General features: G+C 65.5%; 23 protein-coding genes. 4 read left to right on the top strand and 19 right to left on the bottom strand.

The window, feature by feature from the left end; genetic code table 11:
- The 4 genes from AB4068_RS15455 to AB4068_RS15440 all read right to left on the bottom strand — a co-directional run.
- On the bottom strand, positions 1 to 1700 hold a 1700-nt coding region (locus tag AB4068_RS15455; RefSeq protein WP_441433831.1), incomplete at its 3' end, for a polysaccharide deacetylase family protein.
- Between the two features lie 230 nt (positions 1701 to 1930).
- Positions 1931 to 3313, bottom strand: a complete 1383-nt coding sequence (locus AB4068_RS15450; protein WP_284988491.1) for an NAD(P)(+) transhydrogenase (Re/Si-specific) subunit beta — start codon at positions 3311 to 3313, stop codon at positions 1931 to 1933.
- Positions 3310 to 3651 carry an NAD(P) transhydrogenase subunit alpha gene (locus AB4068_RS15445; protein ID WP_307054948.1) on the bottom strand — a complete coding sequence of 114 codons (342 nt, stop codon included), beginning with the start codon at positions 3649 to 3651 and terminating at the stop codon, positions 3310 to 3312. The genes AB4068_RS15450 and AB4068_RS15445 overlap by 4 nt, the downstream gene beginning before the upstream one ends.
- Positions 3651 to 4841: a Re/Si-specific NAD(P)(+) transhydrogenase subunit alpha gene (locus AB4068_RS15440; RefSeq protein WP_441433830.1), complete on the bottom strand. Its 1191-nt coding sequence runs from the start codon at positions 4839 to 4841 to the stop codon at positions 3651 to 3653. Before AB4068_RS15440 ends, AB4068_RS15445 begins: the two co-directional genes overlap by 1 nt.
- 228 nt (positions 4842 to 5069) lie before the next feature.
- Between AB4068_RS15440 and AB4068_RS15435 the strand changes: the two genes are divergently transcribed.
- Both AB4068_RS15435 and AB4068_RS15430 read left to right on the top strand, forming a co-directional pair.
- Positions 5070 to 5681, top strand: coding sequence for an NADPH-dependent FMN reductase (locus AB4068_RS15435; RefSeq protein ID WP_284988494.1), 612 nt, complete (start codon positions 5070 to 5072; stop codon positions 5679 to 5681).
- A 146-nt stretch (positions 5682 to 5827) separates the two neighbouring features.
- Positions 5828 to 9499, top strand: coding sequence for an RCC1 domain-containing protein (locus AB4068_RS15430; RefSeq protein WP_441433829.1), 3672 nt, complete (start codon positions 5828 to 5830; stop codon positions 9497 to 9499).
- Between the two features lie 23 nt (positions 9500 to 9522).
- On the opposite strand, the gene AB4068_RS15425 is transcribed toward AB4068_RS15430, so the two are convergent.
- The 12 genes from AB4068_RS15425 to AB4068_RS15370 all read right to left on the bottom strand — a co-directional run bounded on the left by AB4068_RS15425 (position 9523) and on the right by AB4068_RS15370 (position 21064).
- Complete coding sequence (locus AB4068_RS15425; RefSeq protein ID WP_441433828.1) at positions 9523 to 10344, bottom strand: IclR family transcriptional regulator domain-containing protein; 822 nt, start codon at positions 10342 to 10344, stop codon at positions 9523 to 9525.
- An 86-nt stretch (positions 10345 to 10430) separates the two neighbouring features.
- Positions 10431 to 11102 (bottom strand): 3-oxoacid CoA-transferase subunit B, encoded by a 672-nt coding sequence (locus tag AB4068_RS15420; RefSeq protein WP_059388801.1) that lies wholly within the window; start codon positions 11100 to 11102, stop codon positions 10431 to 10433.
- A gap of 1 nt (position 11103) precedes the next feature.
- Positions 11104 to 11763: a 3-oxoacid CoA-transferase subunit A gene (locus AB4068_RS15415; RefSeq protein WP_441433827.1), complete on the bottom strand. Its 660-nt coding sequence runs from the start codon at positions 11761 to 11763 to the stop codon at positions 11104 to 11106.
- A gap of 5 nt (positions 11764 to 11768) precedes the next feature.
- Complete coding sequence (locus tag AB4068_RS15410) at positions 11769 to 12992, bottom strand: thiolase family protein (protein WP_441433826.1); 1224 nt, start codon at positions 12990 to 12992, stop codon at positions 11769 to 11771.
- Positions 12993 to 13064: 72 nt separating this feature from the next.
- A complete protein-coding gene (pcaC, locus tag AB4068_RS15405) occupies positions 13065 to 13538 on the bottom strand; it encodes a 4-carboxymuconolactone decarboxylase (protein ID WP_059388802.1) in 474 nt (157 codons plus the stop codon).
- Positions 13535 to 14350 (bottom strand): alpha/beta fold hydrolase, encoded by an 816-nt coding sequence (locus tag AB4068_RS15400; protein ID WP_306964642.1) that lies wholly within the window; start codon positions 14348 to 14350, stop codon positions 13535 to 13537. Before AB4068_RS15400 ends, pcaC begins: the two co-directional genes overlap by 4 nt.
- Positions 14343 to 15788, bottom strand: coding sequence for a lyase family protein (locus AB4068_RS15395; RefSeq protein WP_441433825.1), 1446 nt, complete (start codon positions 15786 to 15788; stop codon positions 14343 to 14345). The genes AB4068_RS15400 and AB4068_RS15395 overlap by 8 nt, the downstream gene beginning before the upstream one ends.
- On the bottom strand, positions 15785 to 16351 hold the full coding sequence (pcaG, locus tag AB4068_RS15390) for a protocatechuate 3,4-dioxygenase subunit alpha (protein ID WP_306964646.1): 567 nt from the start codon (positions 16349 to 16351) through the stop codon (positions 15785 to 15787). Before pcaG ends, AB4068_RS15395 begins: the two co-directional genes overlap by 4 nt.
- A 3-nt stretch (positions 16352 to 16354) precedes the next feature.
- Entirely contained in the window at positions 16355 to 17227 is an 873-nt protein-coding gene (gene pcaH, locus AB4068_RS15385) for a protocatechuate 3,4-dioxygenase subunit beta (protein ID WP_441433832.1), read from the bottom strand.
- Positions 17228 to 17269: 42 nt separating this feature from the next.
- Positions 17270 to 19201, bottom strand: a complete 1932-nt coding sequence (locus tag AB4068_RS15380; protein WP_441433824.1) for a bifunctional sugar phosphate isomerase/epimerase/4-hydroxyphenylpyruvate dioxygenase family protein — start codon at positions 19199 to 19201, stop codon at positions 17270 to 17272.
- Positions 19201 to 20124, bottom strand: coding sequence for a shikimate dehydrogenase (locus AB4068_RS15375; RefSeq protein WP_441433823.1), 924 nt, complete (start codon positions 20122 to 20124; stop codon positions 19201 to 19203). The genes AB4068_RS15380 and AB4068_RS15375 overlap by 1 nt, the downstream gene beginning before the upstream one ends.
- 169 nt (positions 20125 to 20293) lie before the next feature.
- A complete protein-coding gene (locus AB4068_RS15370) occupies positions 20294 to 21064 on the bottom strand; it encodes an IclR family transcriptional regulator (protein ID WP_441433822.1) in 771 nt (256 codons plus the stop codon).
- A gap of 208 nt (positions 21065 to 21272) precedes the next feature.
- Here AB4068_RS15370 and AB4068_RS15365 point away from each other — a divergent pair, with 208 nt between their 5' ends.
- Together AB4068_RS15365 and AB4068_RS15360 are read left to right on the top strand one after the other, a co-directional pair.
- Positions 21273 to 22589, top strand: coding sequence for an MFS transporter (locus AB4068_RS15365; RefSeq protein ID WP_284988502.1), 1317 nt, complete (start codon positions 21273 to 21275; stop codon positions 22587 to 22589).
- Between the two features lie 184 nt (positions 22590 to 22773).
- A complete protein-coding gene (locus AB4068_RS15360; RefSeq protein ID WP_059388807.1) occupies positions 22774 to 23010 on the top strand; it encodes a hypothetical protein in 237 nt (78 codons plus the stop codon).
- A gap of 16 nt (positions 23011 to 23026) precedes the next feature.
- On the opposite strand, the gene AB4068_RS15355 is transcribed toward AB4068_RS15360, so the two are convergent.
- From AB4068_RS15355 to AB4068_RS15345, 3 genes are read right to left on the bottom strand one after another with little or no spacing between them, the layout of a single operon-like run.
- Entirely contained in the window at positions 23027 to 23314 is a 288-nt protein-coding gene (locus AB4068_RS15355; protein ID WP_059388806.1) for a MoaD/ThiS family protein, read from the bottom strand.
- An 8-nt stretch (positions 23315 to 23322) separates the two neighbouring features.
- A complete protein-coding gene (locus AB4068_RS15350; RefSeq protein WP_306964653.1) occupies positions 23323 to 24489 on the bottom strand; it encodes a WD40/YVTN/BNR-like repeat-containing protein in 1167 nt (388 codons plus the stop codon).
- A 57-nt stretch (positions 24490 to 24546) separates the two neighbouring features.
- Positions 24547 to 24747, bottom strand: coding sequence for a hypothetical protein (locus tag AB4068_RS15345; protein ID WP_059388808.1), 201 nt, complete (start codon positions 24745 to 24747; stop codon positions 24547 to 24549).
- Positions 24748 to 25195 lie beyond the last annotated feature (448 nt).

Here is a 25195-nt window from a genome sequence, read left to right as displayed (position 1 = left end):
TTGCCCGGCGCCGTCCACGACACCACCGCGGACGCGTTCCCCGCCGTCGCGCTCACGCCGGTGGGCGTCCCCGGAACCGTTGGGGCCGTCGGTGTCACGGGAGCCGACGCGGCCGAGGCCGGGGACGTGCCGATGGCGTTCGTGGCGGTGACCGTGAAAGTGTACGCCGTGCCGTTGGTCAGCCCGGTGACGGTCGCCGTCGTCGAGGGCGGGTTACCGGTCACCGTCACCGGAGCCAAAGCCGTGCCACCGGACGAAGGAGTCACCGCATACGAAGTGATGGGGGAGCCGCCGTTGGCCGGCGCCGTCCAGGACACGGACGCCGAGGCGTTGCCCGCCGTCGCGGCCACCCCCGTGGGAGCAGCCGGCGCCGTCGCCGCGGCCTGGGTGATGTCGATCATCGAATAGTCGTCCGTGGTGATCGAACCGTTGGATTGGATGTTCAGTCCGTAGCTGATTCCCGAGGCACCTGCCGGGAGCGCCGGTGTGGTCCACGTGATTTGCGTCCAATTACTGCTCGCGTTGAACAACGGGCTCGCCGTCCAATAGGTCCAGTACCCCGTTCCGGTGCGGTAGTAGACCTCGAATTGGGTGATGACATTGGATTTATACCAAGCGCTGAGCTGATAGATATGGCCCGGAGTGCCCGTGGGAGAGCAGCCGCCAAGATCCAGGGCTGGCAGGAGTTTCGCGTCACCGCTGACGTAGCCGCTCATAGTCAGTCGTTCTGCGTTATTGCCCGTGTGGCCAGGCGAGACCACTGAAAAGCTGGGGGTGTTGGTGCCGTATCCACCAGCAGCCCAGCACAGCGGAATCCCGCTGGTCAGTGTCTCGAGGCTCGGGTTCTGGATCATGTTGGTCCCCTGGGGAGGCGGGGGCGGCACCGGCGGGCCGGAGACGAGGGGCTGGACCGCGCCACCGATTACCTGGTCAACCGTCTTCACGGCGATGCTGCCCGCTGCCTGTTGTTGCGCTAGCCAGGAAGCGAATTGGTTGAACAGGCTGGGGCTGATGGTAAGGGTGGGATCGGTCCCCACGGCGATGTGGTGGAACGTCAATTGAACCCAGCCACCGCCGGCAGCCTGTGCCCTGGTCACGGAGTTTTCAAGGTTGGACAGCGTCCATGTGCTGTCCACTTCCTCCGGTGCCGCGGTGTCATAGGGGTTGGCGGGCGGAATGGTTTCGGCAGCCGGTAGCCCGGGATCGTCCTTGCTGTAAAGGTCCCCGAGCCCGCGTGCACTGTTGAACCCGCAATTCTTCACGATGGTCTGCACGGCGGGGTCCAAGGAGGCGAAGGGGTAGGCGAAGCTGGTGACCTTGAAGCCCATGTTTGCCAGGGCCACCCTGCCGTTGCACACCTGGCGCGTCACTTCATCCGAGGTCAAGGTGACCAGGTCGGGGTGGGTGACCGTGTGCCCGGCAATCTCATTTCCGTCGGCGAAAAGCTGCTGCAGGTTCGCCGAGGTGAAATAGCTCGGCTGATCGACCCATCCGGAGGGGACGAAATAGGTGCCGTGGAGTCCGAGGTTCTTCAGCGTGGCTGCGGCGGTCAGTTGGTCGGCGTTGCCGTCATCGAAGGTCAGCGTGATGACGGTGTTTGCAACCGCATGAGCCGGCAAAGCAAAGCCACTGAGGAGTGCCAGGACCATTGCCGCGCACGCTCCAACGGAGGCCCAACGGACGCCGATGCGCCGCGTCACCGCCTGCTCCTGAATCGAGAGTCCAGCCACTCCGCTCACCGTCCATTCGAAGCCCGGGCAACCGTCAAGGGCGGGAGCGTTCCCACCCTAGGTCTTCGGCCGATGATAGGGCCTTGGATTCTTCCGCGTCTTGAGTGGGCTCACCCGGCTGGGCGGCAGCTTCGCCTAGCGATCCTGAGTGTGCTCACCCGATTGGGCAGCAGAAAGGCCGGCGGGCACCCCAGGTTTGATTAACTAAGCTTGAGCGCCTTGACCGCACTCAACACTTTGGTGAGGGATTCCTTCGCGTCGCCAAACAGCAGTGTGGTCTGCGGTTCGTACATGAGTTCGTTCTCGATTCCCGCGAATCCCGGCCGCATGGAGCGCTTCAGGAAAACTACTTGTCGCGCGTCGGCCACTTCAAGGATGGGCATGCCGTAGATCGGCGAACCCGCGGTGGTTTTCGCGGCCGGATTGACGACGTCGTTCGCGCCGACCACCAGCGCGACGTCGGCTGTCCGGAATTCCGAGTTGATCTCGCCCATTTCCTTGAGGGACTCATAGGGCACATTGGCTTCGGCAAGCAGGACGTTCATGTGCCCGGGCATGCGGCCGGCCACCGGATGGATGGCGAAATCCACGTCGATGCCCCGCGCCTCCAACGCAAGGGCCAGCTCGGCCGCCGTGTGCTGCCCTTGTGCTACCGCGAGCCCGTAGCCGGGAACAATAATGACCCGTTGCGCATAGCCAAGGAGCACGGCCACGTCTTCGGGGCTGGAGGAGCGGACGGGGCGGTCGCTCACCGCCGTCGACCCCGCCGTCGAGCCTCCTTTGAACGCGCCAAAAAGGATGCCGGCAACACTGCGGCCCATGGCCGCGGCCATGGCCCTGGTAAGGATGGTGCCAGAGGCACCCACCAACGTGCCGGCCACCACCAAAAGCACATTGCCAAGCACCAGGCCCGAGGCTGCCACGGCCAGGCCGGTGAAGGCATTCAGCAGCGAGATGACGATCGGCACGTCCGCGCCGCCTACAGGGAGCACCAGCAACACGCCCGCCGCCAGACCGAGCACCAAAAGCAGGAATGCGAGCGCGATGGAACCGCTAAAAACGACGGCGACGGCGGCACCCACCGCCGCTAGCAGCACCGCCCCCATGAGGGTCGGCAGACCGGGGAACACCACGGGGCGGGTGGTCATGAGCTCCTGGAGTTTGGAGAACGTGATGGCGGAACCCGCGAAGGACACCGCGCCCACCAGCAGCGTGAAGACGATCGCCACGCGCACCCAGTGGTCCTCCGTGTGCGCTAGTTCCAAGAGTGCAACGAGCGCTGCGGCACCACCGCCCACGCCATTGAAAAGCGCGACGAGCTGCGGCATCTGGGTCATCTTGACCTGGCGCGCGACCGGCGCGGCAACGCCCGAACCGATCACCATGGCGCCCAGGATCCAGGGAACGTTGTCCATCTTGACCGAGAGGAAGACCGTGGCGACGGCGAGCGCCGCACCGAATGCGCCCACCAGGTTGCCTCGCCGGGCGGTTCGTGGCGAATTGAGTCCCTTGAGCGCGAGGATGAAACAGACTGCGGCCGCGAGGTAGAGGAGCGAAGTCCACACCGGATCGATGAGGGTCATCGCGTGCGCTCCTTGGACGCAGCGTCCATGGACTCCGGCTTCCCGCCGGGCGGCGCAACGCGTTTACGGCCGCGGAACATCTCCAGCATGCGGTCGGTCACCACGAATCCGCCTACCAAGTTGGCGGTGGCGAGGACGACGGCGAGCAATGCCACCGCGAGGACCCATGGGTCCGAGGCCTGCCCTGCGACGATGATCGCGCCCACCAGGATGATTCCGTGGATGGCGTTGGCCCCTGACATCAAGGGCGTGTGCAACGTGCTTGAGACCTTGGAGACCACTTCGAAGCCCACGAACACCGCCAAGACGGTGATGGTGAGCAGGGCGATGCCGTCCATCAGGAGACCCCCTCGTTGGCTGAGCTGACGGTTTCCGCCGTTTCGGCGGCGAGCGCAGCGAGCGCCTCGGCCGTCGGACCGTGCCGCACCTCGCCGTCGTGCGTCAGGCACGCACCCGCCACCACCTCATCGCCGAAGTCCGGGACAACGGCTCCATCACACGTCATGAGAGCCAGCAGGTTCGCGACGTTCTTCGCGTAGAGGCGCGACGCGTCAGCGGGCATGGCGGAGGCGGCATCCTTCATCCCCACCAGGGTGACCGTGCCTTGGCCGTCCGCCGTCGGGATTTGAAGATCCAGCCCCGGTACCGAGCCCTCCACGTTGCCGCCGGACTCTGCGGCGAGGTCGACGACCACCGAGCCCGGGCGCATGTGCTGGACCATTTCGCGGCTCACGAGGAGAGGGGCCCGCCGTCCGGGGACCGCCGCCGTCGTGATGAGCACATCCGCCTGGGCCACGTGCGGGGCGAGCAGCTCACGCTGCAGGGCACCGCGGTCGGCGCTGAGTTCGCGCGCGTAGCCGCCGGACGATTCGGCCGTCTCCACGTCGAGTTTGATGAAGGTGCCGCCCATGGATGCGACCTCGTCCGCCGAGGCGGGCCGGATGTCGTTGGCGGAGACGCGTGCGCCCAGCCTTTTCGCGGTGCCGATGGCCTGCAAGCCTGCCACGCCCGCTCCCAGCACCAGCACACGGGCCGGGGGAATGGTTCCGGCGGCCGTCATGTAGAGCGGAAAGAAGCGCGGGAGCCGCATGGCCGCCTCGAGCACGCAGCGGTACCCGGCCACCAGGGCCTGGGAGGTGAGCGCATCCATGGATTGTGCCCGGGAAATGCGCGGCACCAGCTCAAGCGCGAAGGATGTCACGCCCGCTTCGGCGAGCGCGCGGACGGTGGGAAGTTCCGACGACGGCGAGGCCAGGCCAACGGTGACGGCGCCCCGTCGCAGCGCGGCCGCCGTCGTTGGTTCGAGTGGGCGGACGTGAGCGTAGACGTCCAGTCGGGCCAGGTCCAAGTCGGGGACGATGAGCGCGCCTGCTTGGCGGTAGTCCTCGTCGCTGTGGCCCGCAGCGCCTCCGGCTCCGCTTTCGACGACGACGTCCAGTCCCAGTCCGGCCAACTGCGTGACCGTCTCCGGCGTCGCAGCCACACGACGTTCACCATCGAGCCGTTCCCGCGCTATGCCAAGTTTCACCCGCGCTCCCTTTCCGAAACCCCAACGTCCTTCTGAACAGCATTGTCCCGCGCCGTTGTTGGCTTGAGTCTAGGACGCGGAAGGCCCGGGCGGGAGTAGGTGTGGCGGCGGCGTCCGGCCATTCCCATCTTCGGGCTGCTCTAATAAGCTCGCTGTGGGCTGGGAGACTCCAGTTACCGCACCGTCGATGAGCCGGTTCCGGCCGCGCCGTCGGGAAGGAACACAGTCATGGCAACGTACAAGATCGGATACTTCGTCGGCAGCCTTTCAAGCCGCTCCATCAACCGGGTCCTGTCCAAGGCGCTCATCAGTGTAGCGCCGGAAGAGCTCGAATTCACCGAGATTCCCATCAAGGACCTGCCCTTGTACAGCCCGGACTACGACGCCGACTACCCGCCTGCCGGCCGGGCCCTCAAGGACGCGATCGCGGCGTCGGACGGCATCCTGTTCGTTTCCCCCGAGTACAACCGCTCCGTCCCCGGCGCCTTGAAGAACGCCATCGACTGGGGATCGCGGCCGTGGGGAACCAACTCCTTCGCGCGCAAGCCAACAGGAATCATCGGCACATCACCCGGAAGCATCGGGACGGCCGTGATGCAGGCATCCATGCGTAGCGTCCTGAGCTTCCTCGACGCACCTCAGCTGAATGCTCCCGAGGCCTACATCAAGTTCAATCCGGCGGCCTACAACGAGGACGGATCGGTCAGGGACGAAGGCACGGCATCCATCCTGCGCCACTACATGGAGGAGTACAGCGCGTTCGTCGAGCGCGTCCTGGCCGCCAACGCTCCCGGGCACATCGGCGACGAACACCCGGACGGCGCCAAGCTGACGCGGTGATGCGGTGGGCGCAGCTTCGCCCGCGCCGCGAGCCCACGCGCTACAACGCGCCGTGGCAACCACGCCCGGATCTACCCATGTGGTAATTTTCGCGAGGATCAATACCGGCTTGCCCGTCATCGGGAGCCCAGTCCTTCGGAGATTTCATGGGGTCTTTGCGTGCGTGGCTGAGGCGTGGTGCCACTGGCGTTGCTGGCGCAATGGGCGTCCTGCTGATCTTGTCCGGCCTTGCGGCGCCCGGCGCCTGGGCTGCCGGCACGGGCGGTTCCACGAGCGCGCCGGTCGCCGTCGTGGGAACTTCGGCGAGGCCGACGGCGGCCGGAGCCTTCATTCCGATCTCACCCGCCAGGCTCCTGGACACCCGTACCAGCACGCCTGTGGGCCCCGACGGGACCGTGTCCTTCCAGGTGGGCGGCATGAACGGAATTCCCGCTGCGGCCGCGGCGGTGGTCTTCAATCTCACCGTCACCGGCCCGCAATCGTTCGGATTCATCACGGCCTACGCTTCCGGTGCCGCACGGCCGAACTCCTCCAACGTGAACTTCGCTGCCGGCCAGACCGTACCGAACTCCGTGACAGTACCGGTCGGCGTCGACGGCAAAGTCACCCTTTTCAACCGCTCCTCCGGCAGCACCCAGCTGATTGCCGACGTGTCCGGGTACTACCTCCCCGGAACGCCGACCGTACCCGGCGCCTTCGTCCCGATAGCCCCTGCCAGGCTGCTGGACACCCGCGGGAGCACGCCTGCGGGCCCTGACGGAACGGTGTCTTTCCAAGTGGGAGGCGTGGGCGGGATTCCGGCTTCGGTCTCGGCGGTGAGTTTCAACCTCACCGTGGCGAATCCGACGTCGTTCGGGTTCATCACGGCCTACGCCTCCGGAACCACGCGGCCGAACTCTTCAAACATCAACTTCGCCACAGACCAAACGGTTCCGAACTCCGTAACGGTTCCAGTCGGCGTCGACGGCAAAGTCACCCTCTTCAACCGTTCCTCCGGCAGCACCCAGCTGATCGCCGACGTCGCCGGCTATTTCCTCTCAGGGACCCCGAGCGCTCCGGGCGCTTTCGTTCCCGTGAATCCCGCACGACTCCTGGATACACGGAGCAGCGCGCCGGCAGGTCCGGACGGGACGGTGTCCTTCCGCGTGGGCGGCGCGGGCGGGATTCCCGCCAACGTCGCGGCCGCGGTTTTCAACCTGACCGTCACCGGCCCGCAATCGTTCGGGTTCATCACCGCTTACGCTTCGGGGAGCATCCGGCCGAATGCGTCCAATGTGAACTTCGCGAGCGGCCAGACTATTCCGAGCTCCGTCACCGTCCCCGTGGGGGCCGACGGCAAGATCACCCTCTTCAACCGTTCCGACGGCGCCACGCAGCTGATCGCCGACGTCGCGGGCTACTACCTTCCCGGAGCGTCAAGCGGTTCAGCTGTCACCTGGGGTAACAACCAATCCAGCCAGCTGGGCAACGGGACCACCCCTTACCTCGCCAGCCCTGCCGCCGTTACCGGCCTCTCCGGAGTCAAGTCGATCGCCGGCGATGGTTCCACCAGTTACGCGCTGCTGGCCGACGGGACCGTACGCGCCTGGGGCAGCAACCAGTCCGGGCAGCTCGGCAACGGAACCACCAACGACAGCAGCATTCCCGTGCAAGTCCAGGGCCTCAGCGGAGTCACATCGATCACGATCAACGGTCGCACAGCGTACGCACTCCTCGGCGACGGGACCGTACGCGCTTGGGGCGAGAGTTCCACCGGACAACTCGGCAGCGGGATCACCTTCAGCAGCACCCCCATCCAGATCCAAGGCCTCACTGGCGTCACCGCGATCACGGCCACTTATTACGGCGCATATGCCCTGCTCAATGACGGAACCGTCCGTGCTTGGGGTTCCAACTTCGTGGGTCAACTCGGCAACGGCACCACAGGAATCGGAAGCAGCGCGCCGGCCCAGGTCACCGGCCTCACGGGGGTCGCCGCCGTCACCGCCAGCGACTTCAGCGCCTACGCACTGTTGTCCGACGGGACCGTCCGGGCATGGGGCGACAATTCGAGCGGGCAGCTTGGCAGCGGAACCTCCGCCAACAGCAGCAACAGACCGGTTCAGGTCCAAGGCCTCAGCGGCGTCACCTCCATCGTGGCCAGCAACTACAACGCGTACGCGCTACTGGCCGACCGGACCGTGCGTTCCTGGGGCGCGAACGGGAGCGGCCAGCTCGGAAACGGGACGACGTCGGAGAGCTACACCCCGGTCCGCGTCCAGGGGATCAGCAACGTCATGTCCATGGCAGCCGGCAAAGGCAGCGTATACGCCGTACTTGGCGACGGGACAGCACGGGCATGGGGCCTCAACCAGTCCGGGCAGCTCGGCACCGGGACCACCACCAACAGCACCACTGCCATCCAGGTAAGCGGCCTCACCACGGTCTTGTCCATCACTGCTGGCAAAGGGGACACCAACAACCCGGTGGCGTATGCCGTGCTGCGTGACGGGACGGTCCGTGCCTGGGGCGTCAACCCGACCGGACAACTCGGCAACGGCTCTACCGCTAACAGCAATGTTCCCACCCAAGTCACGGGTCTCACCGGTCTAGCGGGAACAGCATCGATCTCGGCGGCACGAGGGACCGCATTCGCCGTGCTTGCAGATGGAACCATCCGCGCATGGGGTGACAATTACAACCACCAACTCGGCGTTACCGGCACAACTTCGTTCAGCAATGTGCCCCTTGGCGTCACGGGACTGTCCGGGGTCGCCATGGGAGCCCAAGGTCCCAGCACCAAGTACGCCGCGCTGGTCAACGGAACAGCGTGGGCCTGGGGCGGAAACAGTTTTGGCCAGCTCGGAAACGGCACTACGAGCGATAGCAGCGTGCCCGTCCAAGTCAGCGGACTCTCCGGAGTCGTATCCATCACCGCCAGCGGAGGCACGGCCTACGCCCTGCTGGGCGATGGAACGGTGTGGGCGTGGGGAGACAATTCCTCCGGCCAGCTCGGCAATGCATCCACCAGCAACAGCAGCGTCCCCGTCCAGGTCCAGGGGGTCACCGGGGCCGGCTCCATCATAGCCAGCGGGGGCTCGGCCTACGCGGTTCTGACTGACGGGACGGTGCGCGCCTGGGGCAGCAACCAATCCGGGCAACTGGGCAACGGCACCAACGCCGACAGCAACACCCCGGTCCAAGTCACCGGCCTCACGGGCGTCTCCTCCATCACGGCCAGTTACGGCACGGCGTACGCAGTCCTGACTGACGGGACGGTCCGGGCCTGGGGCTACAACGGCTACGGCCAGCTGGGCAACGGCACCAACGCGAACGCCAACACCCCGGTCCAAGTCTCCGGTTTGGCAGGAGCCGTGTCCCTCGCAGCCAACGGCGGCACGGCTTACGCGGTGTTGGGGAACGGGACAGTCCGGGCTTGGGGGGCCGGTACGTATGGCGAGCTAGGCAATGGCACCGCCAGCAGCAGCGTGCCGGTCCAAGTTCCGGGTCTCACCGAGGTCGCGAGCGTCGMCGCGAGCGAAATCTCGGCGTACGCGGTCCTCAAGGATGGAACAGTCCGCGCATGGGGTGCCAACTGGTATGGCCAGCTGGGGAACGGCACCACCACTGACAGCCCCGCCCCGGTGCAGGTCCAGGGCCTCACCGGGGTGAGCTCGCTGGCATGCACCATGTACGACGCATTCGCTGTGCTCAGTGATGGAACGGTCCGCGCCTGGGGTGACAACGCGCAGGGTCAACTTGGCAACGGCGCCGCGAGCAGCAGCAACACACCCGTCCAGGTCCAAGGCCTCACGGGCGTGACGAGCTTGTGGCTCTAGACATTCGGCCCCGAGCGCCTCTGCTAGTGCTTGGCGGCAATATCCGCCGAAATCAGCCCGGCAGTGCGTAGGATTTCGTCGCGAACCGACTCGATATAGGCTCGCGGATCACGCTGCGCGGCGACGTTTTGGGCCTGGAGCGAGACGTTGACGGCGGCCACCACCTTGCCGGCAGCGTTGCGAACGGGCGCTGCCACGGACATAAGTCCGAGCTCCAGCTCTTGGTCCAAAACGCACCAATCCTGCCTGCGCACGCGGTCCAGCTCGGCCACCAGCTCTTCGCGGGACGTGATGGTCCGCGGCGTCAGGGCTTTGAACTCCACCGAGGACAGGTACTCGTCCAGTTTCTGCGGCGTCAGGCCAGCCAGAAGCACCCTACCCATGGACGTGGCGTAGGCGGGAAAGCGGGTGCCCACCGAGATCCCGACCGTCATGATCCGGCGCGTGGTCACGCGGGCCACGTAGAAGATGTCCGCGCCATCCAGTACCGCGGCCGACGTCGACTCCCCCAGTTTGAGGGAAAGTTCTTCAAGGTGCGGCTGTGCGAGCTGGGGCAGGGACAACGCCGACAGGTACGAATAGCCAAGCTGCAACACCATCGCCGTGAGGGCGAAGGTCTTGCCATCCGTGCGGACATAGCCCAGCTCAACCAGGGTATGCAGGAACCGTCGCGCCGTGGCACGCGTCAGGTTAGTGCGTGCCGCCACCTCACTGAGCGTCATGACGGGGTTGGCCGCGTCGAAAGCGCGGATCACGGACAATCCGCGTGCCAGCGATTGCACGTACTGGTCGCTGGCCTGGGGAGCACCCGCCTGCGGGGCTCCGGCTACTGCTGCGTCGGTCATGGTTACCAATCTTATTAGCGCGAACTGGCAGCACTTGCCCCGTGGATTGCTTCCAGAGGGCATCTGCTGCCAGCTCGCGCTGCCCTTTAGACGCCGACGACGGCGCCCGCCGCCTTCAGCGGGACCGGCACCAGGGCTTGGAGTTCTTCGAAGGTGCAGCCAAACGTCTCACGCACGGTCACGCCGTCGGGCCCTATCAGGAAGACTGCTTTGTCCGTGTACACGCGCGTCACGCAGCCCACGCCGGTGAGCGGGTAGCTGCAGTGCTCCACGAGTTTGGACACGCCCTCGCGGGTCAGGAGCGTCATCATGACGAACACGTCCTTCGCGCCGGTGGCCAGGTCCATCGCCCCGCCGACGGCCGGGATGGCGTCCGGTGCTCCAGTGTGCCAGTTGGCGAGGTCCCCCGTGGCGGATACCTGGAACGCGCCGAGCACGCAGATATCCAGATGCCCGCCGCGCATGATCGCGAAGGAATCGGCGTGGTGGAAATACGAGGCGCCGGGGAGCTCGGTGACGGGGATCTTGCCGGCGTTGATGAGGTCGCCATCGATCTCCTCGCCCTTGGCCTCAGGGCCCATCCCGAGCATCCCGTTCTCCGTATGGAGGGTGATGTTCTGCTCTTCGGTGAGGTAATTGGAGACGAGCGTGGGCTGGCCGATGCCGAGGTTCACGAACGAGCCGGGAGCGATGTCCCGCGCCACGAGCCGCGCGAGATCGTCGCGTCCCAAGGGTGTTGTTGACGTTTGGATGCTCATGTCAGGCCACCTTCACGATGCTGTTGACGTAGATTCCCGGGGTCACCACGTTCTCCGGGTCCAGGGCGCCGGTCGGGACGATCTCCGACACCTGGACGATGGTGTGTTTGGCCGCGGCGGCCATGATGGGGCCGAAATTCCGGGCGGTCTTGCGGTAGACGAGATTGCCCTTGCCGTCGGCCTTGAGGGCCTTGATGAGTGCGACGTCGGCGTGGATGGGCGTCTCGAACACTTGCCATTTGCCGTCGAGGAAGCGCGTGTGCTTGCCTTCCGCGAGCATGGTGCCGTAACCGGTGGGGGTGAAGAACCCGCCAATACCCGCGCCGGCGGCCCGGATGCGCTCGGCGAGGTTCCCTTGCGGGACGAGTTCCAGTTCGATTTCGCCGGCCTTGTACTTGGCGTCGAAGTGCCAGGAATCCGACTGGCGCGGGAAGGAGCAGATCATCTTCCGGACCCGACCTTCCTTGATCAGCAGTGCAAGGCCTTGGTCGCCTTGGCCGGCGTTGTTGTTCACCACGGTGAGGTCGGTGGCGCCGGAATCGAGCAGCGCGTCGATGAGTTCGAACGGCTGGCCCGCATTGCCGAAGCCCCCGATCATGACGGTGGAGCCGTCCTTGATGCCGGCGATGGCCGCGCCGACGGTGTCAATGAATTTCAGCATTTCCTCTAGGCTCCTTTTCCGGCTACGCCGGAGGTGACGTTCTCCAGCACCACGGCCAGTCCTTGCCCGACCCCGATGCAGATGGCCGCGACACCCCATCGCTCACCAGAAGCCTGCAGGCTGCGGGCCAAGGTGCCGAGGATCCGGGTGCCGGAGGCGCCCAGCGGGTGGCCCATCGCAATCGCTCCGCCGTGCCGGTTCACGATGGACGGATCGATACCCCACGCATCGATGCAGGCCAGGGACTGCGCGGCAAAAGCTTCGTTAAGTTCGACGGCGCCCACCTGCTCCCAGCCGATTCCCGCCTTCGCGAGTGCCTTGTTGGCGGCCTCAACCGGGGCGTAGCCGAAGAACTGCGGATCGTTTCCGTGTGCTCCGCGGCCGGCGATGCGGGCCAGCGGCTCCAGCCCGAGCAGCCCGGCGGCGCTTTCGCTGCCGATCCACGCCGCGGACGCGCCGTCGGACAGCGGAGAAGCGTTGCCCGCCGTGACCGTTCCACCCTCCGGACCGCCGGCCTCGGGACGGAACACGGTCTTGAGCCCGGCCAGCTTCTCCGCCGTCGAACCGGCCCGGATGCCTTCGTCACGGACCAGCTCGGTGCCCGGAACCGGGGTCACCAGCTGGTCGTAGAAGCCCTCGTCCCACGCGGCGGCCGCGAGGTTGTGCGAGGCCGCCGCGAACTCGTCCTGGCGTTCCCGGGTGACTCCGTACTTCTCACGCAACCGCTCGGTCGCCTCGCCCAGGGAAATGGTCCATTCCTTCGGCATCGCCGGATTCACGAGGCGCCAGCCCAGGGTGGTGGAAGCCAGGGTCATGTCCCCGGCAGGGTACGGCTTGGACGTCTTGGGCAGCACCCAGGGTGCACGGGACATCGACTCGGCCCCGCCCACAAGCACCAGCTCGGCGTCGCCGGCGTTGATCTGGCGGGAGGCGATGATGGCGGCATCCAGGGAAGACCCGCACAAGCGGTTGACCGTGGTGCCCGGAATCGACGTCGGAAGCCCGGCCAACAGGGTGGCCATGCGGGCGACGTTCCGGTTCTCCTCGCCTGCGCCGTTGGCGTTCCCGAACACCACCTCGTCGATCCGCTCAACATCCAAAGCAGGGGCCCGATTGACGGCTTCGCGCACCACGTGGGCAGCTAGGTCGTCCGGGCGCACCCCGGCAAGGCCGGAGCCGAATTTTCCAAAAGGTGTGCGCACGGCGTCGTACACATACGCCTGGTTCATGGGGTCTCCTCTAAGTTTCTGTGATCCCAACCAACTCGCAGTTAATGTCGTTATGAGGGCTCAAAACGACATCTAATGCGAGTTAGTTGGGTGGGTGGGGGCTTCAGGGGCCGTGGGGGCTTCGGGGGTCGCGTCGAGCTCCGCGAAAACGCCTTGAGCGGTCTTGAATGCGGTGTTGGCGGAGGGGACTCCGCAGTAGATGGCGGTCTGCAGCAGGATTTCCTTGATCTCGTCCCTACTCAGCCCATTCGTGATGGCCGCGCGGATGTGCATGGCCAGTTCTTCCCAGTGCCCGTGCGCCACCATCGCGGTGATGGTGACGGCGGAGCGCATCTGCCGCGTCAGGCCGGGCCGGGTCCAGATGCCTCCCCAGGCGATGCGGGTGATCATGTCCTGGAAGTCTTCGGTGAATTCGTCCTTCTTGGCGTTGGCGCGGTCCACGTGCGCATCGCCGAGCACTTCGCGGCGGACCACCATGCCAGCGTCGTAGATTTCCTGCGAGCTAGCGTCGCGCTGAACGGCGCCTTGCGAAGAATCAGTGCTCATTTTCCGGCCTCCGTCATGAATGTCCGCATGAGGTCCGCGACGACGGCAGGCGCCTCGGCGGGCGCAAGGTGCCCGACGCCGTCGAGCGCAATAGCGATAGCGGTGCCGCCACCTGTGTTGAATCTGGTGTTGATGCCCGCGGCAATTTCTTCAGCGAACGACGGCGGCGCAACGGTGTCCTCGACGCCCGCCAGTGCCTGCGTGGGGACAGTGATGCTGCCGAGTTCCGCGCGGACGTCGAATCCGGCGAGGGCTTCACAGCAGAATGCGTAGCTGAAGCGGTCGGCGTCCCGCAGGGCATGCAGGAGTCGGCTGCTGACCACGGGCTGGCGATCCATGAAGCCGGGAGCGAACCAACGCTGCGCGGAACCCTGGATCATCACCGCGGTTCCTTGCGCACGAACGGTTTCGGCGCGTTCCAGCCATCCTTCGGGAGTGCCTAGCTTCGCTCCGCTGCACTGCACGGACAGGGACTTGAGCCGTTCTCCGTGCTTGATGCCGAGCTGCAGTCCGGTGGCACCGCCCAGGGAATCGCCGGCGTAGTGGAACACGGCACCGGGCGCGATCGAGTCCACCAAGTCAATCACCGCGTCCGCGAGTTCGGCGACGCTGAACGTTTCGGAGGCCGCGGGCGAGACGCCGTGGCCGGGCAGGTCCCAGCCGATGACGTCGAACTCGTTGCCGAGCAGGGCTGCCGTCTCGGTCCAGAGCACGGTGGACGTTCCGAGCGAGGGCCCCACCACCAGGAGCGGCTTCTCCCCCAGCGTGCGCTGCGGGGACAGCAGCACCGCCTTGACGATGGGCTTAGCCACGATCGGTTCCCTTCAGGTTGGTGTGTGTGAATTCCGGGTACGCGGCGAAGATGCGACGGCTGATCTCGGCAGCCTCACCGACGTAGTTCGCAGGGTCTAGAAGGGCCTGCAGTTCCTCATCGGACAGCTTGCTGGCCGGGACGGCTTCGCGGAGGAGCTTGGCGTAGATCCGGGCTTGCTCGGCTGCGGGTGCTTGCAGGGTCTCGTCGACGACGGCCTGCAGTTTGGCCTTCGCCTCGCCCCTGTCCGCGCCGAGGAGCGGAGCTACGGAGGATGCGACGGCTTCGCTGAGGAGTAACGGCCCGGAGATTTCCAGGTTGCGGCGCATTGCCTCTGGGAAGACGCGGAGGCCTTCGGCGAGCTCGCGCAGCTGGGTGGCTGCGCCGAGTGTGAGCCGAAGCAAGCCACGCAGGGCAGGCCATTCGCTGTGCCAGGCGCCGTCCGGGCGTTCGTCGTTGAAGTTCGCGGCTGCAAGGTGCAGCTGCGCAGCCAGCCCGGGCGCCTGGAGCGCCGCGCTGCGGATCAGCACGGACAACACGGGGTTCTGCTTTTGGGGCATGGCCGACGAGACTCCGCGGCCAGCGGCAAGGGGCTCACCGAGCTCGGCAACCTCGGGTCGGCTGAGGAACAGCAGGTCCGAGGCGATCTTGCCGAAGGAGTCCGTGAGGGAAGCCAAGGCGTCGCCGAGTCCAGTGACCGCCAGGCGGTTGGTGTGCCACGGCGCAGGAACGGGAGCGAGGTCCAGCCTTCCGGCCAAGGCATCCGCCAGCGCAAAGGGGCTCGACGACGAGCCTTCCGTGAGTATGGTGCCGGCGGCCAGGGTGCCGCCGGCACCGCCGAACTGCACGGGCAACTCCAGCGCTTCGAGGCGACGGGCCGCAGCTGCCACTCCGTGGAACCACTGCGCCGCCTTGAGCCCGAAGGTGAACGGAAGCGCGTGCTGCGTCAGGCTCCTGCCCACGCACAGCGTGTCCGCATGCTGCTCCGCAAGGGCGGCGAGCGCCGTCGTCGTACCTTTTACCTCGGCGAGAAGCGCTGAAAGGACGCGGTGCGCGAGCAGCATCAGGGCCGAATCCAGGACGTCTTGGCTGGTCAGGGAGGTGTGCACCGCGGCAAACGCGCCGATCGGCCCGCCGGGACGCCCAGCCTCGAGCTGCCTGACCCTCCCCCGGAGATCGGCCAGCAGCGGAATGACCGGATTGGCGCCACCTTGTGCGCGTTCGGCGATGGAAGCGGCGTCGTAGGCCCAGGATTCCGTGGCCTCGGTGACGACGGCGGCAGAACCGGCCGGCGCGAAGCCCGCCTCTTCGAGCACGGATGCCCAGGCGGCTTCGACGTCGAGGATGGCCGCGATCACCGCACGGTCACCTGTCAGCGCCACCACGGCGGGCGACGCCGAAACCGGGCTGAGCAGCCCGAAATCGCCGTCGCCACTCACTGGGAGGCGCCTTCGAAGTCGAGAAAAACAGTCTCGTTCCGGCCCTGCAGGCGCAGATCCCACGTGAGTCCGCCATCCGCGTCGCGACGCGCGATCAGGGTCTTGCGGCGCTCGGGATCGAGGGAGTTGAGCAGCGGGTCGGCAGCGAGGGCTTCCTCGTTTTCCGGCAAGTAGATGCGGGTGAACAGGCGGTTCATGAGGCCACGCGCAAAAACGGCGACGGAAATGAACGGAGCCGCGCCCGCTTCGGTGGGGCCGGGGTTGACCGTGGTGAACGTGAACACACCGGAGTTGCCCACCGCGGCGCGGCCCCAACCGGTGAAGGTGTAGCCGTCGCGGACCAGGGAGCCGGTGCGCTGGACTACGTTGCCTTCGGAGTCCGGCTGCCAGATCTCCAGGATGGCGTCCGGGATAGCTTCTCCGGCGCCGTCATACACGGTGCCTTGCAGGCGGATGCTTCCGGCGCTGCCCGGGGCGAGGAGCTCGTTGTCCTTATTAAAGGGGAGCGCGTAGCCGTAGAACGGGCCAACGGTCTGGCCTGGTGTGGGTGTCAGCTTGCTCATGTTCTACTCCTCGTCCCCGGCGTCGCCAAAGGCTTCGTTTTCGGTCCAGGTCCGCTTCGAACCGCTCAGGACGATGTCCCAGTTGTAGCCGAGGGCCCATTCGGGGCTCGTCAGCTCATGGTCGTACTTGGCGACGAGCCGGTCGCGGGCGTCCTGGTCCACGATCGATTGGTAGATGGGGTCCAGCGGGAACAACTGGTCGCCCGGGAAGTACATCTGGGTGACGATGCGCTGCGTGAAATCCGTGCCGAAGAGGGAGAAGTGGATGTGCGCCGGGCGCCAGGCGTTGAGGTGGTTCTTCCATGGGTAGGCGCCGGGCTTGATGGTGGTGAATCGGTATGAACCGTCCGGTCCGGTGATGCAGCGTCCGACGCCGGTGAAGTTCGGGTCGAGGGGGGCGGGGTGCTGGTCGCGCTTGTGGATGTAACGGCCGGCAGCGTTGGCCTGCCAGATCTCTACGAGTTGGCCGGCAACCGGGCGGCCGTCGCCGTCGAGCACTTTGCCCTGAACGATGATCCGCTCGCCCTGGGGTTCACCGTTGTGCTGGATGGTGAGGTCCGATTCCAACGCATGCACGTCCTGGTGCCCGAATGCCGGCGAGTACAGCTCGATAGTCTCCGGGTCCGCGTGGTGCAGGCTCTTGGTGGGGTGGCGCAGGATGCTGCTGCGGTACGGCGCGAAGTCCAGGCGGGGCTGGGTCTCCGGCGCGGCACCGTTCTTGAGCGCCTGGGCGTACACTTCGCCGATCGCTTTGATCTCGGCGCTGAGATCCGCTTGGGTTTCGGCTGCGGCGTCCAACGGCGCGTGCCCGGCATGCGGTTCGGCCGCCGGTACGAGCTCGTCGTCTTGGTAGTGCCCGGCATTTGCGTCTAGCAGCACGGCCGGCTCCTTTCGGGTGGTTTCTTTCGTTGCTTCTGGTTAGTGGTGGGCGTGAAGCGAGTCGTACTGGACGGCGTGCCGCACGGGGGCGTTGGGTGCGCCGTAGCCGTCGTAATTGCCGCGGCGTTCCACCATTTCGAAGAACACGCTGCCCACCGTGGCGGTGTAGAAGTGGAGGAATTCACCGTTGGCGTCCCTGTCGTAGAGAAGGTTCAATTCCTTGAGGGTGGCCAGGAAGGCAGGATCCAAGGCGAACCGCGCATCCAGGTCCTCGTAGTAGTTGGCCGGTATCCGGAGGAAGTCGAGTCCCCGTGCCTGCGCCGCCCGGGCCGTGGCCACGAGGTCATCCACCGCGAAGGCGATGTGTTCCTGGTAGCTCTTGCGGGCGCCGTTGCCCTTCTGGCCGGGCTCCTGCTGAAGCATCGGAGCCAGGTTCAGCACCAGGCGCACGGCACGGTCGGACGTAACCATGACCTGCGAGCGCACCAGGCCGCTGGGACTCGGCACTTCGGCGAACGGTTGAGGTTCCAGCGCGAGGGCACTCGTGTAGAAGAGGACGGCCTCGTCGAAATGCTGCCACGGCTGGGCCAAATTCACGTGGTCGATCGCCGCTTGCGCTCCCGCTGTAGGGTGCTTGAGGCCTTCGCCGAATTCATGGGTCTGCCCGAATTCGCTGGTCCATGCCGCCGTCCCGTCCGGGCTGCCCTGGCACAGGAAGATCTCGGTGGAGTCCGGGGCGGCGATGCCTTGGAACACTTCCTCGTCCGCCTGCACCTTGCGTGGCACCACGGGAGCCTTGAGCTGCTGGGCGCGGGCCGAGGCAATCACCGGAGAGTCGACGTCGAACCCCAACGCCGCAATGGCGGGTTCACTGTGCGACGGCGCTTGTTCGTTGATGATGACGCGGGCGTGGCCCATGGACCACAACTGCACGTCCTTGGTCCGGTGCCGGCCGTCGAATTCGAAGCCGAGTTGGCCCAGGAGAGTTTCGAGCTGTGCGGGCTCATCGGTTTTGACTTCTGCGAAGTTGAACCCGGCCGGTTCGGCGACCTTGGGCAGCGTGGCCAGTTCCATGGGATAACGACGGCGGCCGGCCGCGTTGGCGGGCGAGTCACCAGAGACGCCTTCCGCCGCAAGGGATGCCGCTTTCGCGTCGAGCCATTTGGCGCTTTGTTCCTCAAGCCAGATCAGCGAGCGCATCGCGTCGACGGCCGTGCGCTCCACATCGGACTGGCGGAAGACGTCGTTGAAGACCTCCAGCGAGACCGGGCCGGAATAGCCCGCGCGGGCCACGTGGCCCATGAACTTGGCCAGTTCAAATTGTCCTTCGCCCGGGAACACGCGGTAATGGCGGCTCCAGGACAGGACATCCATGGAGAGTTTCGGGGCGTCGGCCACCTGGACGAAGAAGATCTTCTCAGGCTTGATGGCCTCGATGGGTGCGGTGTCCCAGTCGCGGGAAAGGATGTGGAAGGAGTCGAGGCAGGTGCCCAGGTTGGGGTGGTCCACGGTGTCCACCAAGCGGTGCGCGTGCTCGTAGTCGTTGACATACTTGCCCCAGGCCAGGGCCTCGTACGCCACTTTGACGCCGTGGTTCCCGGCCAATTCCGCCAGCCGGGATAGCTGCTCGGCCCGGAGGCCGTCGTCGTCGATCGTGGCGGTTCCCACGTTGGTGCACACCAGGATGGTGTCCATTCCGAGGCGGGACATGAGCTTGAACTTGGCATCCGCCCGGCGCAGGTTTTCCTGCAAGATGTCTTCGGAGACACTGTCAAAGTCGCGGAACGGCTGGTAGAGGTCCAGTCCGAGTCCCAGGTCAGCGGCCATTTTCCGCACGTCCTCCGGGCTAAGCGGGGAGGTGACGAGGTCCTGCTCGAAGATCTCGATGCCATCGAAGCCCGCGATAGCGCAGGCCTGCATCTTTTCCTTGAGGGTGCCGGAGAGGCAGACGGTGGCGATTCCCGTGCGCATCAGTGCCCCGCCCCGGCGAGCGCCTTGTCGGCCTTGGACCCTTCGGCCCTGGATTCCTCGGCGCCCACCAGCTCCAGGAAATGCGCCCGCATCCGTTCTGGATCGGCATCGCGGCCGGTGAAGATGCGGAAAGCGTCGGCGGCCTGCCCCACGGCCATGCGACCGCCGTCGAGAACGCGGCAACCCTTGGCGCGGGCCTCGAGCACCAGCTGCGTTTCGATCGGTCGGTAGACGATGTCAGCTACCCAGTGGCGGGGTTCCACGAGGGACATGTCCAGCGGGAGGCCTGGATGGGCGGCCATGCCCACCGGGGTGCAGTGCACCAAACCGTCGGCCAGCGGCATGAGTTGCGGCAGTTCCGCCGTCGTGCGCGCCGTGACGTTGCTGCCCGGGAACAGCGCGGCAAGTTCCGCCGCCCGTTCCGCGCAGCGCGCCGGATCGACGTCCACAAGGTCCAGTGACTTGACCCCCGCGGAAAGGAGGGCGTATGCGACGGCGGAGCCCGCACCCCCGGCGCCGAGCTGGACGACTCGCTCCAGGCCGGCGTCGGGAAGGCCGCTGGCTAAAGCTGAGCCGAAGCCGGAGAAGTCCGTGTTGTGGCCGGTAAAGCGGCCGTCCTTGATCAGCACGGTGTTCACAGCGCCAAGCCGCCTTGCGTCCTCGGAAACCTCGTCCAGGAACGGCAGCACCAATTGCTTGCACGGATGCGTGATGTTGAGGCCGTTGTAGCCAAGCCGGGAAGCAGCGGTCAGCAAATCGCCGACGGCGGAGCCGGGCAGGGAGAGCTCCAGCAGGTCGATGGGCCGGTACAGGTAGCGCAGCCCCTGGACGTCGGCCTCCCTCTCATGCATGGGCGGCGTCAGTGAAGGCGATACGCCTTCACCGATCAGGCCCACCAGGAAGGATTCGGCTCGGTTGCTCATGCTCATTGCTCCTTTGACAACTGCACCCGCGGATTGGCCCTCCCTGGATTCCCTCGGGACGTCCAGAGCGTGCTGCTCCGCCGGGCGGTATGAATCAGACTACACAAAATGTTCACATCTTGCACTAGTGTTCTTATCGCGAACAAAAGTGATAGCTATTAACGCGCCGTCATCGCTGCGGCAGGCGGTCGGCAAGCTCTGACGCCGCGCTCTTCAGCAAGGGGACCACCGCCACCAGCTGCTCCACGCTCATTCGGAAGACAGGGACGGCGGTGGCAAGCGAGGCGAACGCAACGCCCTGGGAATTGAGGACCGGGACGGCGACGGCGCGCATGCCCACCTCGTTTTCCTCGTCCATGATCGCGTAGCCCTGGCGCCGGACCTTCTCGATTTCCAGGCGGAAAGCGTCGCGGTCGGTAATGGAGAACTCCGTCAGCGGCTCCAGTCCGAGCTCTTCCACCAACTGCTTCCGCTCGTCGTCGTCCGCGAAGGCAACTAGCGCCTTGCCCACGGCCGTGGTGTGCAGCATTCCAAGATGCCCCGGATCACTCGTGACCCGGAACATCTGGGGACCGTCCACCTTGTTGACCGTGAGGTGGTGGTGGCCATCCCTGACCGAGAGGATAGTGGCCTCACCGGTCCCCTCCGTGACGCGCTGCAGGATGGGCCGCGCGGTACCCGCAAAGCCGTGGTGATTGGACACCCGCTGGCCCAGCTGGAAGACGCGAAGCCCCAGGTGGTAGCGGCGGCCGTCGGCCTCGTAGTCAACGAATCCGTCGCGGGTCAGGGATCCGAGCAGCCTGTAGGTGGTACTGAAGGGCAGCTCAGCCTGGCGGGCGAGCTCCGAGGCGCTGGCCCCCTTCGGCTCATTACCCAGCAATACCAGGAGGCCCAGGGCCTTGCCGATCATGTCGGTTTTTGTGTCTTCCTTCACATCCATACCTAAAGATTGCCACATCGTGAGAGCTATATCTAGATGGTGAGTAAATATCTTGACAAGTGACTGCGCTCACAGTCATTATTGCTATATCGCACAAGTAGCTCTCACAATGTGGCTACAGTGTGAGGCCGCTGCCGGACCCACAACGACGTTCCAGGTACGCACATTTCAGCCAGATGCGACATCGCCGTCACACAAAAGGAACACCATGAGTCACACGATCCCGTCTACGACGCCGGGCACTGCCACGGCAGGAACGCCGAAGAAGGCCGCCCTCGCCAGCTTCCTCGGTAGCGCCGTCGAGTACTACGACTTCTTCATCTTCGGTTCGGCCGCGGCCCTGATTTTCCCGCACGTCTTCTTCCCCAGCGCCGACGCCAACGCAGCCATTATGTCCTTCGCGACGTTCGGCTTCGCCTACGTAGCACGGCCCGTTGGAGCCATCATCCTGGGGCACTTCGGCGACCGCATCGGCCGCCAGCGCGTGCTGATGTTTACCCTGGTGCTCATGGGCGGTGCGACGTTCATCATCGGCTGCCTCCCCGATTTCAAGTCCATCGGTTGGTGGGCTCCGGCGCTGCTGGTCTTCGCACGGCTCTGCCAGGGCCTCTCGGCCGCCGGTGAACAAGCCGGCGCTTCATCCATGACGCTGGAACACGCGCCGGACAACCGCCGCTCCTTCTTTACCTCCTGGACCCTTACCGGAACCCAGGGCGGCCAGATCCTCGCAGCCTTGGTCTTCATCCCCGTCGTCGCCCTCCCGGACGAGGTCAAGTACGGCATCGGCTGGCGGATCCCGTTCTGGCTCAGCGCCGTGGTGGTCCTGGTAGCGTTCTTCATCCGCCGCACCCTGCACGAACCACCGGCGTTCGCCGAGGCCAAGAAGAACAACCAGATCGCCAAGCTTCCCGTGGCCGACCTTCTGCGGCTGCACTGGGCCGACGTCCTGCGCGTTATCTGCTGCGCCTTCATCTCGGCGGTGAGCACGGTCTTCGGAACCTTGGCCATTGCCTACGCCAAGGACGTGGCCCACGTGAACAGCACCATCACCCTGTGGCTCGTCGTGGCGGCAAACGTCGTCGCGCTTGGCACCCAGCCGGTCTTCGGCCGGATGGCTGACCGGATCGGCCGCAAGCCCGTCTTCATCTACGGCGCCGTAGCCAGCGCCATCATGACGCCGGTGTTCCTTTTGACGCTCGAATCCGGAAACGTGCCGCTCATGTTCCTGGTCTCCGTGGTGTACTTCTCCCTCGGATACGCCGCCGCAAACGCAGTGTGGCCCTCCTTCTACGGCGAAATGTTCAGCACCAAGGTCCGCTTCTCAGGCTTGGCCATCGGCACCCAGATCGGCTTCCTCATGGCAGGGTTCGCCCCGACCATCGTGACGGCAATGGGCGGCACCAAGGCCGGCGGCTGGGTCCAGATCAGCATCTTCACCGGCGTCATCTGCGTCATCGCGGCGGTCTCCGCGATGACCGCCCGCGAATCCTTCAAGACCCCGACGGCGGAGCTCGGCCTGAAGTAGGATGCTCCCTCCAAACAAATCCGTGGTTCCACACCGGCCGCCCTCTGGGCCCGTGTGGAACCACGGATTTTCTTTGTCCCGGAAGTCTTACCCACGGCTAACCCGCACGAAACCACACCGCAACATTGGCCCGCCACACTGGAATAGCCGGCAAATGCTGGCAGCTCCAGCCAGGGAGGCCACCATGTTGAAGGAAGTATCAACCCACCCCACAAGAATCCGCGCGCTTGACCAGCTGCACCGCGGCGACCAGATCGAAGCCCGCCTCTCCGTCGGACCCTCCTACGATGACGTTGTCATCCGCAGGGGCAGCGTCCAGGAAACGGCCCCGGGCATCGGCGTCGTTTGGATCATGGATCAGCTGACGGGCCTGCGCAAGGCCATCAATACCGACGAATGCACAGTCTGGCGAGTGGCCTGACCTGGCCCCGAACCACTCAGCCGCCAGCCACGGACTGGATGATCAAGACCTCCTGGCCGGCAGCTACCTCAGTATCCAGACCCTTCAGACGCCGGACCTCCTCGCCGTTCACGTAAATATTCACGTAGCGGCGGAGCGAACCGGTTTCATCCCGGATCCTCCGGGCCAGCACCGGGTAGTCCCCGGTCACAGCATCAAGCAAGCTTTCCACGGTCACAGCTCCGTCGGCGGGCGTAGTCAGGTAGGACTGCCCGCCGGCGAGGGGCTGGAGAACACTGGGCAAAACCACCGTAATATCGGGCAAGGTCCGTCCTAGGCCGGCAGGCTGGATGCTGCGGCGGCAGCGGCCAATTCGTCGGCTACATCTGCGGAGACGACGCCGGAGACAACTGCAGCCCGGACACACAAAACATCAGGTAGATGCGAGGCGACTTCGATAAAGGACTCGCCCTCATCAGCGCTAACGTAGACCGAACCGCCGCGTGTTCCGAAGTACACCCCGGCAGGTTCAGCAGAATCCACCGCGGCTGCGTCACGGAGCACGGCGTTGTATTCATGGTCCGGGAGACCCACATCCAAACGCTTCCAGGTATTCCCGGCGTCGTCCGTGCGGTGCACCGCGAGATGGCCGTCCGGCGGAATCCGCTCACTATCGGCCTTGATCGGGATCACCCAGGCGGTCCCTTCGCGGCGGGGGTGGGTGAGCATCACGAAGCCGAAATCAGCCGGAAGGCCGTCGGCGATTGAAACCCAGTTCTCGCCGTTGTCGTCCGTGCGGTACACGCCGTGGTGGTTCTGCGCATACAACCGGCCTTCGACGGCGGCATCCGCGGCGATCTTGTGGACGCACTGGCCGAACTCGGGATTGGGATCGGGCATGAAGTAGGCCGAGATCCCCTTGTTGCGGGCCTCCCAGGAGGTTCCGCCGTCGAGCGATCGGTAGACGCCGCCCGTGCTCATGGCGACATGGACGTTCTCCCCGGAAGGATTGACCACGATCGAGTGGGCGGCAGCGCCACCGTAACCCGCGCCCCACTCGCTGCGATGCGGGTGGTCCCAGAGGCCGCGGTTCAACTCGAAGTGTTCTCCGCCGTCGGTCGATTTCCAGACAGAGATCGGTTCGCAACCTGCCCAGACCACGCCGGGCCGGGATGCGGAGTCCGGGTAGATCTGCCAGATCCGTTCCAGAGCGGCATCCGTGCCGTCCGGGAATTTGATGGCGCCTTGTTCGGGCTCGGTCCATGTGGCGCCCAGGTCATCGGAGTGGGCCACGGTGGGACCCCAGTGTTCGGAGCGCACGCCCACCATGATCCGGGGCTTGTCCCCGCGCGTATCGATCCCGATGCTGGGGATCTCGCTCATGAGGAAGTGCGGACCGGAAAAGGACCATTCCTTGCGGTCTGAGCTGCGCGCCAGCCACAGTCCTTTTTTGGTCCCGATCGCCAAGACATAACTCTCTGCGGTAGCCATGCACCCCATGCAACCATCCCGGCGCGGGAGCCGCAACGGTTTTATGAACCGGTCTAGGAAAGCGCCTCAGTCCACGAACTCGGACTGCGTCTCAATGAAGTCCCAGTCGGCGTCGCTCAGCCCGCCGGCCAGCTCTTCAAGGCGCGGACCTCCGACATCCGCAATCCGTTGCAGAACTTCCAGTGGAAGCTCAGTGGCACGAAGGTTTTCGCGCAGCCATTCCTTGCTCTTAAGGTCTATGTCCAGCCACCACATGAAGATCTCCACGTGGACCACCCCTTCCTGTGCAAGTTAACGCTAGGCCCGCGCCGGGTGCACTACAAGGGGCCGAGTACCCCGATCAAACGCCGGATTTCGCCGTGAACCCGGGACCGGAAAAAGTAAAGTGAAAGTAGTTATTCAGATTGGTAGCGGAGTGCTGTTGGGGCACGTAAGCTATTTGTCAGCAGGAACCCCCAAGAACCTGCTCCAAAGTCCGCTCCGGAGTGCGTATCCCCCAATAACGCACTCCGGAGCTCTTTGTTTAAGCCTCGCGACACGCAAAATCCCTGGCGCCCCCGGAATTCCGGGTTATAGGACAAAACGTGTGTAAATCCCGCGCGTGTCACGTGCGTCCTGCCCAACCTTTGCGGGCCCAGAGGCCTTCCTCTGCGGTGGCTGTGTTGCCGTATTCCTCGGGTCCGTGTGGCTGCTCGACGGCGGTTTGGGCCGCCGG

The organism is Arthrobacter sp. 2RAF22 (assembly GCF_052115325.1).
In the GTDB taxonomy this organism is placed as follows: Bacteria; Actinomycetota; Actinomycetes; order Actinomycetales; family Micrococcaceae; genus Arthrobacter.
The sequence above is the reverse complement of the archived record's forward strand: the minus strand, read 5'-3'. Positions and strand labels throughout refer to the sequence as shown.